Consider the following 13,511-nt stretch of genomic DNA (forward strand, 5'->3'; position numbering starts at 1 on the left):
GCGTCCCCGGCACCTCCATGCTCGTCGGAGGAGTCGTCGGCGTCATCGGCTTCTTCGTCGTCCCCGTCGTCGGCCTGCCACTGGGCTTCACCCTGGGCGTCTACCTCTGGGAGGCGGCCCGCCAGGGCTCCGAGCGCGCGGGCCGTGCAGCCGCGTGGGCCGCCGTCAAGGCGCAGGGCCTCGCGATCCTCCTCGAGCTCGCCGGCTGCCTCGTCGCCGCTGCCGCCTGGGGCGCCGGCCTCATCTGGGGCTGAGACCGAGGCCTGGCGAGCGCCCCGGCCCTGTCCGGACCGCGGTCCCGCCCCGGGCCGCTCAGCCGCGACCGGCGCGATCCGTGGGAGGATGACGGCCGTGACCGAGCAGTCCAGCACCCCGTCCAGCGCCTCCGTGAGCCAGGAGGTCCTCGACCGCGCCGCCGCGCACGTCACCGCGGGCGGCCTCCTCGTCCTGCCGACGGACACCGTCTACGGCATCGGGACCATCGCCTCGGACGCCGACGCCGTCGCCCGCCTCCTCGCGGCCAAGGGCCGCGGCCGCCAGATGCCGCCGCCCGTCCTCGTCGCCGACCCCGAGCAGCTCGACGGGATCGTCGCCGAGGTCCCGGACACCGCTCGCGCCCTCATGGACGCCTACTGGCCCGGCGCCCTCACGATCATCCTCGACGCCGCCCCCGACCTCGGCTGGGACCTCGGCGAGACCGGCGGCACCATCGCCGTCCGCATGCCCGACGACCCCACCGCCCTGGCCCTCCTGCGCGCCACCGGCCCCATGGCCGTCACCAGCGCCAACCACACGGGCGAGCCGCCCGCCACCGACGCCGCCGGCGGCACCGCCGCCTTCCCCGGCCGCGTCACCGCGGCCACGGAGGCCCCCGACGACGCCCGCGGGGACGTCGACATCCTCCTCCTCGACGGCGGCCCCACCCCCGGCCCCGTCCCGAGCTCCATCGTGTCCCTCGCGGGGGAGAAGGCCCTCGCGCCCGTCCTCATCCGCGACGGCGTCCTCACCCGCGCCCAGCTCGCCGAGGTCCTCGACCCGGTCCTCACCGCCGCGGGCGCCCCCGTGATCGGCGGCGGCGAGTGAGGGTCTACCTCCTCATCCTCCTCGTGGCCGCCGCGGTCACCTTCGTCGCCGTGCCCATCGTCCGGCACGTCGCGCTCGTCTCCAACGCCCTCACCCCCGTCCGCGCCCGCGACGTCCACACCACCCCGACGCCGCGCCTCGGGGGAGTGGCCATGTTCGCCGGCTTCGCCACGGCCGTGGTCGTCGCCTCGCGCGTGCCCTACCTGTCCGGCGTCATCGACTCCTCCGCCTGGGCGGTCGTCCTGGGCGCAGGGCTCGTGTGCCTCCTCGGCGTCGTCGACGACCTGTGGGACCTCGACTGGATGACGAAGCTCGCCGGACAGGTCCTCGCCGCCGGCGTCATGGCCTGGCAGGGCGTCCAGCTCATCACCTTCCCCGTCGGCGGGCTCACCATCGGCTCCTCGCGGCTCTCGCTCGTCTCGACGGTCCTCGTCATCGTGGTCGTCATGAACGCCGTCAACTTCGTCGACGGCCTCGACGGGCTGGCCGCCGGCATCATCGGGATCGGCGCGACCGCCTTCCTCGCCTACGTCTACGTCCTCACCCGCCAGACCTCGCCGGACTCCTACACCTCGCTCGCCGCGACCGTCGTCGCCGCCCTCATCGGGATCTGCGCCGGCTTCCTCCCGCACAACTTCCACCCGGCCACGATCTTCATGGGCGACTCCGGCTCCATGCAGCTCGGACTCATCTCGGCCGCGGGCACGATCATCGTCACGGGCCAGGTCGACCCCGGCTCCTTCTCCTCCTCGACGGCCATCCCCGTCTTCCTCCCGGTGCTCCTGCCGCTGGCGGTCCTCGTCCTGCCCCTGACCGACATGGTCATGGCCGTCGTCCGCCGCACCCGCGCCGGGCACAGTCCCTTCCACCCGGACCGCATGCACATGCACCACCGTCTCCTCGCGGCCGGTCACTCCCACGAGCGCGCCGTCCTCGTCATGTACATGTGGACGGCCGTCGCCGCCTACTCCCTGGCCGCCATGGCCTTCTTCCCGACCGGCTGGGTCCTCCTGGCCGCCGCGGTCGGGGTGGCGCTCGCCGTCGCCGTCACCGTCAACGCCATGCCCGGCCTGCGACGCCGCCGCGCCGCCCGGGCCTCCGCCCCGTCCCACGAGGAGCCGCAGCCATGAGCGCACCCACCGAGCCGACCGGGCGCACCTCGTCCGACGACGCCTCCGGCCCCGGGCCCGGCGGCGCGCGCTCCGCGCTGGTCACCTACACGGCCCTCTACCGGCGCGCGGCGTGGCTCGTCGCCCTCACTGGACTCGTCGTCGCCGTGCTCGGCGTCGCGGCCGGGGCGCTGCTGGCCGGAGGACCGGGCCTGCGAGGCGGTCTCATCGGAGGCGGCACCGTGCTCCTCCTGAGCGCCGTGAGCGTCGGGATCCTCCTCGTGCCCTGGGACCGCAGGCCGCTCCTGGCGGGCCTCGCCCCCATGGCCTCGTTCCTCGGCAAGCTCGTCGTGGTCGGCGCCGTCGTCCTCGCCTTCGCCCACCGCACCGGCTTCTCCCACCTGACGACCTTCCTCGTCATCGTCGTCGGGGTGCTCGCCTCGATGGTCGTCGAGTCGGCCGCCCTCGCCTCGCGTCGCGCACCCGTCGTCGAGCCCGGCACCCGCCTGGACGGCTGAGGACGCCCGAGCGGGGCCGTGCTCCGACGGTCGAGGTGGCGCCCGACGCGGTGCCCGTCCGGCCCCGGCGGCCAGGTGGCGTGACGATCGGAACCGTCCCGCCGGGACCATGGGCCCCCTCGTTCCTGCGCCGTCAGGGACCTCGGGCGGGTAGGACATCCCAGGAGTGGCGTGCGCCACGCGGAGTCACCCGCGCTCGCCTCCGTCCCGCTCGCGATGTGCGTTAGGGTTCCGACGTGCCCGCAAGGGTGACCGCCGGCGGCTCGTCCCCGGCGACGGCCATTCCCCAAGGCTGCGGATGAACCCCTAGGAGGACCGTTCGGTGTCGATGCTCGTGAGCTCCGCCCTTCCCGCCGTCACGGCCACGGCCTTCAACCCTCCCTCGATCGACGAGTTCTTCCCGGACGCCTTCTGGCTCGTCGGCACCCCGCTGGCCATCAACCGGGTCATCTTCGTCCGGCTCATCATCACGGCCGTCCTGGCCCTCATGCTCGTGCTCTCCGCCCGCGCCCCCAAGCTCGTGCCCGGCCGCTGGCAGTCCTGCATGGAGATGCTCTTCGGCTTCGTCCGCACCAACATCGCGGAGGAGATGCTCGGCGGCAAGGCGCGCAAGTACGTCCCGCTCATCACCATCATCTTCCTGGGCGTCTTCTTCATGAACGCCACGGGCGTCATCCCGGGCCTCCAGATCGCCGCGACCTCGATCATCGGCATGCCGCTCATCTACGCGGTCGTCGCCTACGTCGCCTTCATCGTCGCCGGCATCAAGGAGCAGGGCGCCGGTCACTACTTCAAGACCTCGCTCATGCCGGCGGGCGTCCCCAAGCCCCTCTACGTCCTTCTCACCCCGATCGAGTTCTTCTCGACCTTCATCATCCGGCCCTTCACCCTCACGGTGCGACTCCTGGCCAACATGATCTCGGGTCACCTCCTCCTCGCCCTGTGCTTCGTCGCCACGAGCTTCTTCTTCTTCGAGGCCTCCGCCGCGCTCAAGGGCTTCGGCGCCCTCACGCTGCTCATGGGCTTCGCCTTCACCCTCTTCGAGCTCTTCGTCGCCGCGCTGCAGGCCTACATCTTCGCCCTGCTCACGGCGGTCTACATCAACCTGTCCATCTCGGAGCACTGAGCCGGCCCAGGCCCCTCAGTCCCCGCCCACCAGCCCCCGGGCCCGCCCGGACAAGACGAGTCACCGCTCGCCCCACCCCAAGGAGAACACCATGACCGGATCCATCGCCACCATCGGTTACGGCCTCGCCGCGATCGGCCCTGGCATCGGCATCGGCATCCTCGTCGGCAAGACCCAGGAGGGCACCGCCCGCCAGCCCGAGGTCGCCGGCGCGCTGCGCACCAACATGTTCATCGGTACCGCCTTCGTCGAGGCCCTCGCCCTCATCGGCTTCGCCGCCGGCTTCGTCTTCCAGGGCTGACATGCTCTCGACCATGATGATCGCGGCGGAGGGGCACGAGTCCCCCTCCGTCATGCTGCCCGCGTGGCCGGACCTCATCTGGGGCACCGTCTGCTTCATCATCATCGCGATCGCCGTGGGCAAGGCGCTCCCTCGCTTCGCCAAGGTGCTCGACGAGCGCTCCGCCAGGATCTCCGAGGGCCTCGCCCTCGCCGACAAGGCCAAGAGCGACCAGAAGCACGCCGAGATCGAGGCCGCCCAGCTCGTCGAGGCCGCGCGCCGCGAGGCCGCCCAGATCCGCGAGCAGGCGCAGTCCGAGGCCAAGGCCATCGTCGCGCAGGCGCGCACCGAGGCCGCCGGCGAGGCCGGCAAGGCGATGGACGCCGCCCAGCGCCAGATCAAGGCGGACAAGCAGGCCGCCCAGATCTCGCTCCGCAACGACGTCGGCCTCCTGGCCACCTCGCTCGCTGAGAAGGTCGTCGGTGAGCACCTGTCGGACTCCGCCGCGTCGAGCCGCGTCATCGACCGCTTCCTCGACGAGCTCGAGCAGGCCCCCGTCGACGCGAGCGCCGTCGCCTCGAGCGAGGGGGCCCGGTGAACACCGGAACCGCCGCGACCCGAGCAGCCGCCGCCGAGGCCTGGACGCCCGTCCTGCGCTCCGCCGGCGCGGACGGCCGCGTCCTGGGAGGCCAGATCCTCGGCGTCGCCCACGAGATCGCGTCCAACGGGCTCCGCGGCCCGCTGACCGACCCCGGGCGCGACGCGGAGGCCAAGGCCCGTCTGGCCGGGAGCCTCTTCGGCGGGAAGGTCGACGACCGCGTCGTCGCCCTCCTCCAGGCCCTCGTCCGCGGCCGCTGGTCCAAGCCGGTCGACCTCGTCTCCGCCCTCCACGACCTCGGCATCGAGGCCGTCCTCGTGGGGAGCGCGGCCGACCAGTCGATCTCCTCGGTCGAGCAGGAGGTCTTCGCCGTGTCGAAGGCCCTCGACTCCGACCCGGAGCTGCGCCAGGCCCTCGAGCCCTCGCGCACGACCCGCACCGAGGACCGCGTCCGCCTGGCTCGGCGCCTCTTCGCACCGCACCTGTCCGAGGCCGCGATGGACCTCGTCACCTGGTGCGTGCGGCACGAGGCCGAGGGGGGCGTCCCGCGCAACCTGCGCCGCGTCGCCGAGCTCGCCGCCGGCCTGCAGAACCGCACCATCGCCGACGTCGTCACCGCCGTCCCCATGACCACCGACCAGGAGGCCCGCCTGCGCGAGCTCCTCGGCCGGCGCCTGGGCACGGAGGTCGAGCTCAACACCGAGGTCGACCCCGCCGTCGTCGGCGGCGTCAAGGTCTCCGTGCGCGACCTCGTCATCGACTCCACCGTGCGCTCCTCCGTCGCGGAGCTGCGCACCGCCCTGGTGGGCTGAGAGCCCGCCCCCCCCCACAGACAACCCGTGCCGACGGCGCCGCCGCCGCGCACCACCCACGAACCGCAAGGAGACGACAGATGGCTGAACTGACCATTAGGCCGGAGGAGATCCGCTCCGCCCTGGATGAGTTCGTCGAGTCCTACAAGCCCTCCGAGGTCGCCGCCGAGGAGGTCGGGCACGTCATCTTCGCCGCGGACGGCATCGCCCACGTCGAGGGCCTGCCCGGCGTCATGGCCAACGAGCTGCTCACCTTCGAGGACGGCACCGCCGGCCTGGCCATGAACCTCGACGAGCGCGAGATCGGTGTCGTCGTCCTCGGCGACTTCACCGGCATCGACGAGGGCCAGACCGTCCGCCGCACCGGCGAGGTCCTCTCCGTGCCCGTCGGCGACGGCTACCTCGGCCGCGTCGTCGACCCGCTCGGCCGCCCCATCGACGGCCTCGGCGAGATCCGCTCCGAGGGCCGCCGCGCCCTCGAGCTTCAGGCCCCCGGCGTCATGGCCCGCAAGTCCGTCCACGAGCCGCTCCAGACCGGTCTCAAGGCCATCGACTCGATGATCCCGATCGGCCGCGGCCAGCGCCAGCTCATCATCGGCGACCGCAAGACCGGCAAGACCGCCATCGCCCTGGACACGATCCTCAACCAGAAGGCGGCCTGGGAGTCCGGCGACCCCGACAAGCAGGTCCGCTGCATCTACGTCGCCACCGGCCAGAAGGGCTCCACGATCGCCGCCGTCCGCGGCGCCCTCGAGGAGCGCGGCGCCCTGGAGTACACGACGATCGTCGCCTCCCCGGCCTCCGACCCCGCCGGCTTCAAGTACCTGTCGCCCTACACCGGCTCGGCCATCGGCCAGCACTGGATGTACTCCGGCAAGCACGTCCTCATCATCTTCGACGACCTCTCCAAGCAGGCCGAGGCCTACCGAGCGGTGTCCCTCCTGCTCCGCCGTCCGCCGGGCCGCGAGGCCTACCCCGGTGACGTCTTCTACCTGCACTCGCGTCTCCTCGAGCGCTGCGCCAAGCTCTCCGACGAGCTCGGCGCCGGCTCGATGACGGGCCTGCCGGTCATCGAGACGAAGGCGAACGACGTGTCCGCCTACATCCCGACCAACGTCATCTCCATCACCGACGGCCAGATCTTCCTCCAGTCGGACCTCTTCAACGCCGACCAGCGCCCCGCCGTCGACGTCGGCATCTCCGTCTCCCGCGTCGGCGGCGCCGCCCAGGTCAAGGCGATGAAGAAGGTCGCCGGAACGCTCAAGCTGACCCTCGCGCAGTACCGCTCCATGCAGGCCTTCGCGATGTTCGCCTCCGACCTCGACGCCGCGACCCGCCAGCAGCTCACCCGCGGTGAGCGGCTCATGGAGCTCCTCAAGCAGCCGCAGTACACGCCGTACCCGGTCGAGGAGCAGGTCGCCAGCGTCTGGACCGGCACGAACGGCTACCTCGACGACCTCGAGGTCAAGGACGTCCTGCCCTTCGAGCACGCCCTGCTCGACCACCTGCGCCGCAACACCGGCGTCCTCACGACGATCCGCGAGTCCGGGGACCTCAGCGAGGAGACCGAGGCCTCCCTGCGCGAGGCCGTCGAGGCCTTCCGCAAGACCTACATGGCGGGGGACCGCGTGCTCTCCGGCGAGGTCGCCCCCGGCGAGGAGGACGTCCCGGCCGAGCGCACGAGCGAGCAGATCGTGCTCAAGAGGGGCTGACGTGGCAGGCAACCAGCGCGTCTACAAGCAGCGCATCCGGTCGACCCAGACCCTCCAGAAGGTGTTCCGGGCCATGGAGCTCATCGCCTCCTCCCGGATCGGTGCCGCCAGGCGCAACGCGGAGGAGGCGGGGCCCTACGACCACGCTCTCTCCCAGGCCGTCGCCGCCGTCGGCACCTACTCGAACCTCGATCACCCGATCACTCAGGAGCGGGCCGACACCAAGCGCGTCGCCGTCCTCGTCGTCACCTCGGACCGCGGCATGGCCGGCGCCTACTCGGCGACCATCCTGCGCGAGTCCGAGCGCCTCATCGACCAGCTCGTCGAGGAGGGCAAGGAGCCCGTCGTCTTCACCTTCGGGCGCCGGGCCCACTCCTACTTCACCTTCCGCGGGCGCGACGTCGAGCGCTCCTGGGTGGGGGAGTCGGACCGCCCGACCGACGGCACGATCGACGAGGTCTCCAACGTCCTGCTGCACTACTTCCTGGCACCGGCGGCCGAGGGCGGCGTCGGCGAGGTGCACGTCGTGTTCACCCGCTACGTCTCCATGGTCAAGCAGGTCCCGGAGGTGCGCCGCATGCTCCCGCTGACCGTCGTCGACGTCGACGGGCCCGGCGAGCTCAACCGCGAGGACGTCGCCGCCGGCCGCGCCATGGAGCGGCCCGAGGCCACCGGCGCTCAGCCGCTCTACGAGTTCGTCCCGAGCGCCGAGGTCGTCCTCGACGCCCTCCTCACCCGCTACGTGCGCAGCCGCATCCGCAACGCCGTCCTCCAGGCCGCAGCCTCCGAGCTCGCCAGCCGGCAGCAGGCGATGCACACGGCCACGGACAACGCCCAGGACCTCATCACCCGCTACACCCGCCTCGCCAACGCGGCGCGACAGGGCGACATCACCCAGGAGATCACGGAGATCGTCTCGGGTGCCGACGCCCTCGGCGCCGAGTGAGCGCAGCGCGCACGACCACTGCCAGAAACGGACACGGAAGAACGAACCATGGCTGACACCACCAACGCGACGCCGGGCACCGGCCGCGTCACGCGGATCATCGGCGCCGTCGTCGACGTCGAGTTCCCGCCCGAGGCCCTGCCCGAGATGCACAACGCCCTCAAGGTGACCATCAAGGGCACCGGCGAGGGCGACGAGGACCGCGAGATCACGCTCGAGGTCGCCCAGCACCTGGGCGACAACATCGTGCGCACCATCTCCCTCAAGCCCACCGACGGCCTGGTCCGCGGCTCGCAGGTGCGCGACACCGGCGCCCCGATCTCCGTGCCCGTCGGCGACATCACCAAGGGCCACGTCTTCAACGTGACCGGTGACGTGCTCAACCTCGCCGAGGGCGAGACCCTCGAGGTCACCGAGCGCTGGCCCATCCACCGTCAGCCCCCGGCCTTCGACCAGCTCGAGTCGAAGGAGCAGATGTTCGAGACGGGCGTCAAGGTCATCGACCTGCTCACCCCGTACGTCCAGGGCGGCAAGATCGGCCTCTTCGGCGGCGCCGGCGTCGGCAAGACCGTCCTCATCCAGGAGATGATCCAGCGAGTCGCCCTCAACCACAACGGCGTGTCCGTCTTCGCCGGCGTCGGCGAGCGCACCCGTGAGGGCAACGACCTCATCGTCGAGATGGGCGAGGCCGGCGTCTTCGACAAGACCGCCCTCGTGTTCGGTCAGATGGACGAGCCGCCGGGCACGCGTCTTCGCGTCGCCCTCTCGGCCCTGACCATGGCCGAGTACTTCCGCGACGTGCAGCACCAGGACGTGCTGCTCTTCATCGACAACATCTTCCGCTTCACGCAGGCCGGCTCCGAGGTCTCCACGCTGCTGGGCCGCATGCCCTCCGCCGTGGGCTACCAGCCGAACCTGGCCGACGAGATGGGCCTCCTCCAGGAGCGCATCACCTCCGCCGGCGGGCACTCGATCACCTCCCTCCAGGCGATCTACGTCCCCGCGGACGACTACACCGACCCGGCCCCGGCGACGACCTTCGCGCACCTGGACGCCACCACCGAGCTCTCCCGCGAGGTCGCCTCCCGAGGCATCTACCCCGCCGTGGACCCGCTGGCCTCCACCTCGCGCCTGCTCGCCCCGCAGTACGTCGGCGAGGAGCACTACCAGGTCGCCACCCGCGTGAAGTCCATCCTCCAGAAGAACAAGGAGCTCCAGGACATCATCGCGATCCTCGGTGTCGACGAGCTCTCCGAGGAGGACAAGGTCACCGTCAACCGCGCCCGCCGCATCGAGCAGTTCCTCTCCCAGAACATGTACATGGGTGAGAAGTTCACCGGCGTCCCCGGCTCCACCGTCCCGGTCGCGGAGACCGTCGAGGCCTTCAAGCGCATCGCCGACGGCGACTACGACCACCTGCCCGAGCAGGCCTTCTTCAACATCGGCGGCATCGAGGACCTGGAGCGCCGGGCCCACGAGCTGTCCAAGGCGTGAGCCCCGTGGCAGGCACCCTGAGCGTCGAGATCGTCTCCCGCTTCGGCGGGACCGCCTGGGAGGGCGAGGCCACCCAGGTCTCCGTCCCCCTGCTCGACGGCGAGCTCGGCGTCCTGCCCGGGCGCCAGCCCGTCCTCGCCGTCGTCTCCGACGGCGAGGTGCGCCTGACGACGACCGCCGGCGAGCAGGTCGCGATCGCCGTCGAGGGCGGCTTCTGCTCCCTCGACCACGACGTCCTCACCGTCGCCGCGGACCTCGTCGGCGACGAGGTCGCCGAGGCCCACGCCTCCGGCGAGACCGTCGAGACCGTGCTCGAGGACGTGACCGAGACCCACTCGGGCGCGATGGAGTGAGGCGGGCGTGATGGTCTGGGACGTGCTGGGCGGCGTGGCCGTCGTCATCCTCGTCCTGGCCGTCGCCTTCCTTATCCGGCTGCGCCGGCTCGCCGGCCGCGTCGGCGCCTTCGAGCTCGCCCTGCGCCGCACCGGACAGCGCGGCTGGGCCAGCGGCATCGGCGTCTTCGGCGACGACGACGTCGAGTGGTACCGGCTCGTCTCCCTCGGCTGGCGGCCGCGACTGCGGTTCCGCCGCCCGGACATCGAGCTGGGGGAGTTGCGGCACCGCGGCTCGAACGGACGCATCGTCGACGTCGAGCTCGACTGCGCGGGCCGGCACTACGACCTCGCCATGCTCGAGGACTCGCACTCGGCGCTCGTCGCCTGGCTCGAGTCAGCGGCACCGCACCAGCCCACGCTCTTCTGAGCCGGAGCCGGCGGCCCTCAGGCGGCCGGTCCGTGCCCATCCCTCGCGCGCCCCGCCACCGGTGGGGCGCGCGAGCGCGTCCGGGGCACTGGGAGGACGTGGCGGACGGTGCGCCCGGAGGAGGATGCTGAGGTCATGAGCACTGAGAACCTCCGTCCCGTCACCGTGCTCGTCGGCGCCGGGGCCATCGGCACCGCTATCGCCCGCCGCGTGACGAACGGCGGCCACGTCGTCGTCGCCGACCTCCGCCTCGCGAACGCCTCGATGGTCCGCGAGCAGCTCCTCGACGCCGGCTACGACGCCGAGGCCACGACCGTCGACCTCGCCGACGCCGACTCCGTCCGGGCGCTCGCCGCCCACGCCGCGGACCTCGGCCCCGTCATGAAGGTCATCCTCTCAGGCGGCGTCTCCCCCTCCCAGGCGCCCATCGAGACGATCCTGCGCGTCGACCTCTACGGAACCTCCGTCGCCCTGGAGGAGTTCGGCAAGGTGGTCGCCCCCGGCGGCTCCGGCGTCGTCATCTCCTCCCAGTCCGGGTACCGCATGCCGGCCCTCACGCGTGAGGAGGACGCCCTCCTCGCCACGACCCCCGTCGAGGAGCTCCTCGACCTGCCGCTCCTCGCCGAGGGCGCCATCACCTCCACCCTCCACGCCTACCAGATGGCCAAGCGCGCCAACGGCCTGCGCGTGCGCGCGAACGCCGTCACCTGGGGCAAGCGCGGCGCCCGGGTCAACGCCATCAGCCCCGGCATCGTCATCACCCCGCTCGCCCGCGACGAGCTGAACGGCCCGCGCGGCGCCGGCTACCGCAAGCAGCTCGAGCTCTCCCCGGCCGGCCGCGCCGGCACGCCGGACGAGATCGCGGCCCTCGCCGGCTTCCTCATGGGCCCCGAGGCCGGCTACGTCAACGGCACCGACGTCCTCGCCGACGGCGGCGTCACCGCCTCCTGGTACTACGGCCCCCTCTCGGAGGGGGGCGCCAACTGACGCTGGCCAACGCGGGACGCGGGGCGGTCGGGGTGATCCTGGCCGCCCCGCGCCCCGCGCGGACGTTAACTCTGGTACCGGAGCCCTTGACTCAGCCCCCTGAAGCTACCGAGAGGGACACACGCCCCGATCCCGCTGGCTCGGAGGGCGGAGCTGAAGGTGATGTCGCCACCAGCTCTCGCAGCATCATGGCGAGGGTGGCGATCAGTGCGGAGCCCCCGACGAGCGCGATCCCGGCGGTCCCGGCCAGAATCATCGCCAGTGACGGCACGAGGACGATGATGACCGCCTCACTGAGGAGAAGGAGACGTGCTGCGGTGCTCGCCCTGGGGGTGAGGCGGAGCGGGTGAATGTCCTGGGGGTGACGCAAGCACTTCGACACGAGGCCAGCGCACAGAAGGGCCCAGGGGAGGGGCATGAGGCTGGCAGCGGTGGCCACGCCGTGCTCGTGGGGTACTCCGGGCCCGTCAAAGCTCACCTGCTTGACCAGAAGGAACAAGTACGGCGAGGACAGAAAGGCGCACGCAGAGTGCAGCGTTGCCCAGGTCAGAAGTGCCTTTGGGCGCGTGCCCGGAGGTGATGCTCCTGCCATCAGTGATCCTCTCCTGGGTCCGTCATTGATGCGTTCTGTGGGATCGTGCCCCAATTGACGAACCACGCGGTCTTATTGCCGTTGATCGTGAGGTCGTCGAATTGGGCGGTCCTTACCAACGGCCCCGGGTACCATTTCCCACCCGTTGATGTCGCTGAGGAGACCGCGCGGCCAAGCACTCTCTCGTTTCGCATGTAGGTGATGCGAGCTTGGATAACCCGCATTCCGTTGACGACGTTGGCCATGGCTCGGGCGCTGCCGACGTATGAGATCAGTGCGATCTGTTGGTTGCGTACCCACGAGGACCCGTTGTAGATGTACTTGTCCTCGTATGGCTTGTACCCGGCGGGAGAGGACAATCCTCCTCTGGGTGATACCGTCTCCTGAGGGGTGGTGAGGTAACCGGACTGGGTGATCCATGTCAGGCCTGACTCCGGCCCGTATGTCACTCCGTCAATCTCGATAGATTCGGGATATGTGACCTTGGTGGCGCCGGTTGATTCGGACGCCTGAGATGTTGGGGTGCTGATGATCGACGTGAGAAAGGCTGCTGACGCTATTCCCGCTGCCTCAAGAACGGAACGGCGTGAGGGGGGGGGAGAGTTTTCATGAGGATCTTCCTTCCACGGTGTGGCCCCGTTGCCACATATAAAGGGTAAGTGCGTGGGGTGGCCGCTGCAAGGGGCAGTTGGTGGTGCGTCCGAGGCCCTCCGTGCTGACATTCGGCGCTCTCAGGCTGGCCATGGTCCGTCTGCCTCGGCAAGGTGTCTGCGCCCGCCCGGTAGGCTGCCCCGGTGCGCGTCGTCATCGCTTCCTGCTCCGTGGACTACTCCGGGCGCCTGGACGCCCATCTGCCCCGGGCCACCCGGCTCATCATGGTGAAGGCGGACGGCTCCGTCCTCGTCCACTCCGACGGCGGCTCCTACAAGCCGCTCAACTGGATGAGCCCGCCGGCCACCATGAAGGAGGTCGAGGCGGACGAGGAGGACCTCGAGGCGGGCGTCGCCTCCAAGTGGGAGGTCCGCGCCCGCAAGACCGACGACCTCCTCGTCATCCGCCTCTTCGAGGTCCTCTCCGACCAGACGACGGACCTCGGCGTCGACCCCGGCCTCACCAAGGACGGCGTCGAGTCCCACCTCCAGGAGCTCCTCGCCGAGCAGCCTGAGGTCCTCGGAACCGGCTACCGCCTCGTGCGCCGCGAGTACCCCACCCCCGTCGGCCCCGTCGACCTCATGGTCAAGGACGCCGACGGCGGCTCCGTCGCCGTCGAGGTCAAGCGCGTCGGCGGCATCGACGGCGTCGAGCAGCTCACCCGGTACGTCCGGCTCCTCGACCGCGACCCCCTCCTCGCCCCCGTCCGCGGCGTCTTCGCCGCCCAGACCATCAAGCCCCAGGCCCGCGTCCTCGCCGAGGACCGGGGGTTCCGCTGCGTCGTCCTCGACTACGACGCCATGCGCGGCATGGACGACCCGACGACCCGTCTCTTCTGAGC

15 protein-coding genes are annotated in these 13,511 nt (G+C 71.2%); all 15 read left to right on the forward strand.

Annotated elements, in window-relative coordinates:
* The first annotated feature begins 17 nt into the window (after window positions 1–17).
* The 15 genes from AXF14_RS14490 (at window position 18) to nucS (ending at window position 13,509) form a co-directional block, all read left to right on the forward strand.
* The gene (locus AXF14_RS14490; protein WP_236755368.1) at window positions 18–254 is read left to right on the forward strand and encodes a DUF456 family protein; all 237 of its coding nucleotides are present in this window, start codon (window positions 18–20) and stop codon (window positions 252–254) included.
* A gap of 88 nt (window positions 255–342) precedes the next feature.
* The gene (locus tag AXF14_RS07665) at window positions 343–1,083 is read left to right on the forward strand and encodes an L-threonylcarbamoyladenylate synthase (RefSeq protein WP_067942180.1); all 741 of its coding nucleotides are present in this window, start codon (window positions 343–345) and stop codon (window positions 1,081–1,083) included.
* Window positions 1,080–2,213, forward strand: a complete 1,134-nt coding sequence (locus AXF14_RS07670) for an MraY family glycosyltransferase (RefSeq protein ID WP_067942190.1) — start codon at window positions 1,080–1,082, stop codon at window positions 2,211–2,213. The genes AXF14_RS07665 and AXF14_RS07670 overlap by 4 nt, the downstream gene beginning before the upstream one ends.
* A complete protein-coding gene (locus AXF14_RS07675; RefSeq protein ID WP_067942191.1) occupies window positions 2,210–2,710 on the forward strand; it encodes a hypothetical protein in 501 nt (166 codons plus the stop codon). The genes AXF14_RS07670 and AXF14_RS07675 overlap by 4 nt, the downstream gene beginning before the upstream one ends.
* Window positions 2,711–3,038: 328 nt before the next feature.
* Window positions 3,039–3,836, forward strand: a complete 798-nt coding sequence (atpB, locus tag AXF14_RS07680; protein ID WP_067944204.1) for a F0F1 ATP synthase subunit A — start codon at window positions 3,039–3,041, stop codon at window positions 3,834–3,836.
* Between the two features lie 91 nt (window positions 3,837–3,927).
* Window positions 3,928–4,137 (forward strand): F0F1 ATP synthase subunit C, encoded by a 210-nt coding sequence (gene atpE, locus AXF14_RS07685; RefSeq protein ID WP_067942192.1) that lies wholly within the window; start codon window positions 3,928–3,930, stop codon window positions 4,135–4,137.
* A 13-nt stretch (window positions 4,138–4,150) separates the two neighbouring features.
* On the forward strand, window positions 4,151–4,714 hold the full coding sequence (locus tag AXF14_RS07690) for a F0F1 ATP synthase subunit B (protein ID WP_211260069.1): 564 nt from the start codon (window positions 4,151–4,153) through the stop codon (window positions 4,712–4,714).
* Entirely contained in the window at window positions 4,711–5,526 is an 816-nt protein-coding gene (locus AXF14_RS07695; protein WP_067942194.1) for a F0F1 ATP synthase subunit delta, read from the forward strand. Before AXF14_RS07690 ends, AXF14_RS07695 begins: the two co-directional genes overlap by 4 nt.
* 80 nt (window positions 5,527–5,606) lie before the next feature.
* Window positions 5,607–7,238, forward strand: a complete 1,632-nt coding sequence (gene atpA, locus AXF14_RS07700; RefSeq protein WP_067942195.1) for a F0F1 ATP synthase subunit alpha — start codon at window positions 5,607–5,609, stop codon at window positions 7,236–7,238.
* 1 nt (window position 7,239) lies between these two features.
* A complete protein-coding gene (locus AXF14_RS07705) occupies window positions 7,240–8,184 on the forward strand; it encodes a F0F1 ATP synthase subunit gamma (protein ID WP_067942196.1) in 945 nt (314 codons plus the stop codon).
* Between the two features lie 48 nt (window positions 8,185–8,232).
* Entirely contained in the window at window positions 8,233–9,678 is a 1,446-nt protein-coding gene (atpD, locus tag AXF14_RS07710) for a F0F1 ATP synthase subunit beta (protein WP_067942201.1), read from the forward strand.
* 5 nt (window positions 9,679–9,683) lie between these two features.
* Window positions 9,684–10,031: a F0F1 ATP synthase subunit delta/epsilon gene (locus tag AXF14_RS07715; RefSeq protein ID WP_067944206.1), complete on the forward strand. Its 348-nt coding sequence runs from the start codon at window positions 9,684–9,686 to the stop codon at window positions 10,029–10,031.
* A gap of 10 nt (window positions 10,032–10,041) precedes the next feature.
* Window positions 10,042–10,440, forward strand: a complete 399-nt coding sequence (locus AXF14_RS07720; protein WP_067942202.1) for a DUF2550 family protein — start codon at window positions 10,042–10,044, stop codon at window positions 10,438–10,440.
* A gap of 135 nt (window positions 10,441–10,575) precedes the next feature.
* Window positions 10,576–11,427, forward strand: a complete 852-nt coding sequence (locus tag AXF14_RS07725) for an SDR family oxidoreductase (RefSeq protein WP_067942203.1) — start codon at window positions 10,576–10,578, stop codon at window positions 11,425–11,427.
* Between the two features lie 1,386 nt (window positions 11,428–12,813).
* On the forward strand, window positions 12,814–13,509 hold the full coding sequence (nucS, locus tag AXF14_RS07735; RefSeq protein ID WP_067942205.1) for an endonuclease NucS: 696 nt from the start codon (window positions 12,814–12,816) through the stop codon (window positions 13,507–13,509).
* Window positions 13,510–13,511: the final 2 nt, after the last annotated feature.

This window comes from Actinomyces radicidentis (assembly GCF_001553565.1).
Lineage (GTDB): Bacteria > Actinomycetota > Actinomycetes > Actinomycetales > Actinomycetaceae > Actinomyces > Actinomyces radicidentis.

Excerpts from the sequence above, each read along its gene's own strand:
- AXF14_RS14490 (WP_236755368.1), top strand. The coding sequence starts at position 18 with ATGCTCGTCGGAGGAGTCGTCGGCGTCATCGGCTTCTTCGTCGTCCCC.
- AXF14_RS07665 (WP_067942180.1), top strand. The coding sequence starts at position 343 with ATGACGGCCGTGACCGAGCAGTCCAGCACCCCGTCCAGCGCCTCCGTG.
- AXF14_RS07675 (WP_067942191.1), top strand. The coding sequence starts at position 2,210 with ATGAGCGCACCCACCGAGCCGACCGGGCGCACCTCGTCCGACGACGCC.
- atpB (WP_067944204.1), top strand. The coding sequence starts at position 3,039 with ATGCTCGTGAGCTCCGCCCTTCCCGCCGTCACGGCCACGGCCTTCAAC.
- atpE (WP_067942192.1), top strand. The coding sequence starts at position 3,928 with ATGACCGGATCCATCGCCACCATCGGTTACGGCCTCGCCGCGATCGGC.
- AXF14_RS07690 (WP_211260069.1), top strand. The coding sequence starts at position 4,151 with ATGATGATCGCGGCGGAGGGGCACGAGTCCCCCTCCGTCATGCTGCCC.
- atpA (WP_067942195.1), top strand. The coding sequence starts at position 5,607 with ATGGCTGAACTGACCATTAGGCCGGAGGAGATCCGCTCCGCCCTGGAT.
- atpD (WP_067942201.1), top strand. The coding sequence starts at position 8,233 with ATGGCTGACACCACCAACGCGACGCCGGGCACCGGCCGCGTCACGCGG.
- AXF14_RS07720 (WP_067942202.1), top strand. The coding sequence starts at position 10,042 with ATGGTCTGGGACGTGCTGGGCGGCGTGGCCGTCGTCATCCTCGTCCTG.
- AXF14_RS07725 (WP_067942203.1), top strand. The coding sequence starts at position 10,576 with ATGAGCACTGAGAACCTCCGTCCCGTCACCGTGCTCGTCGGCGCCGGG.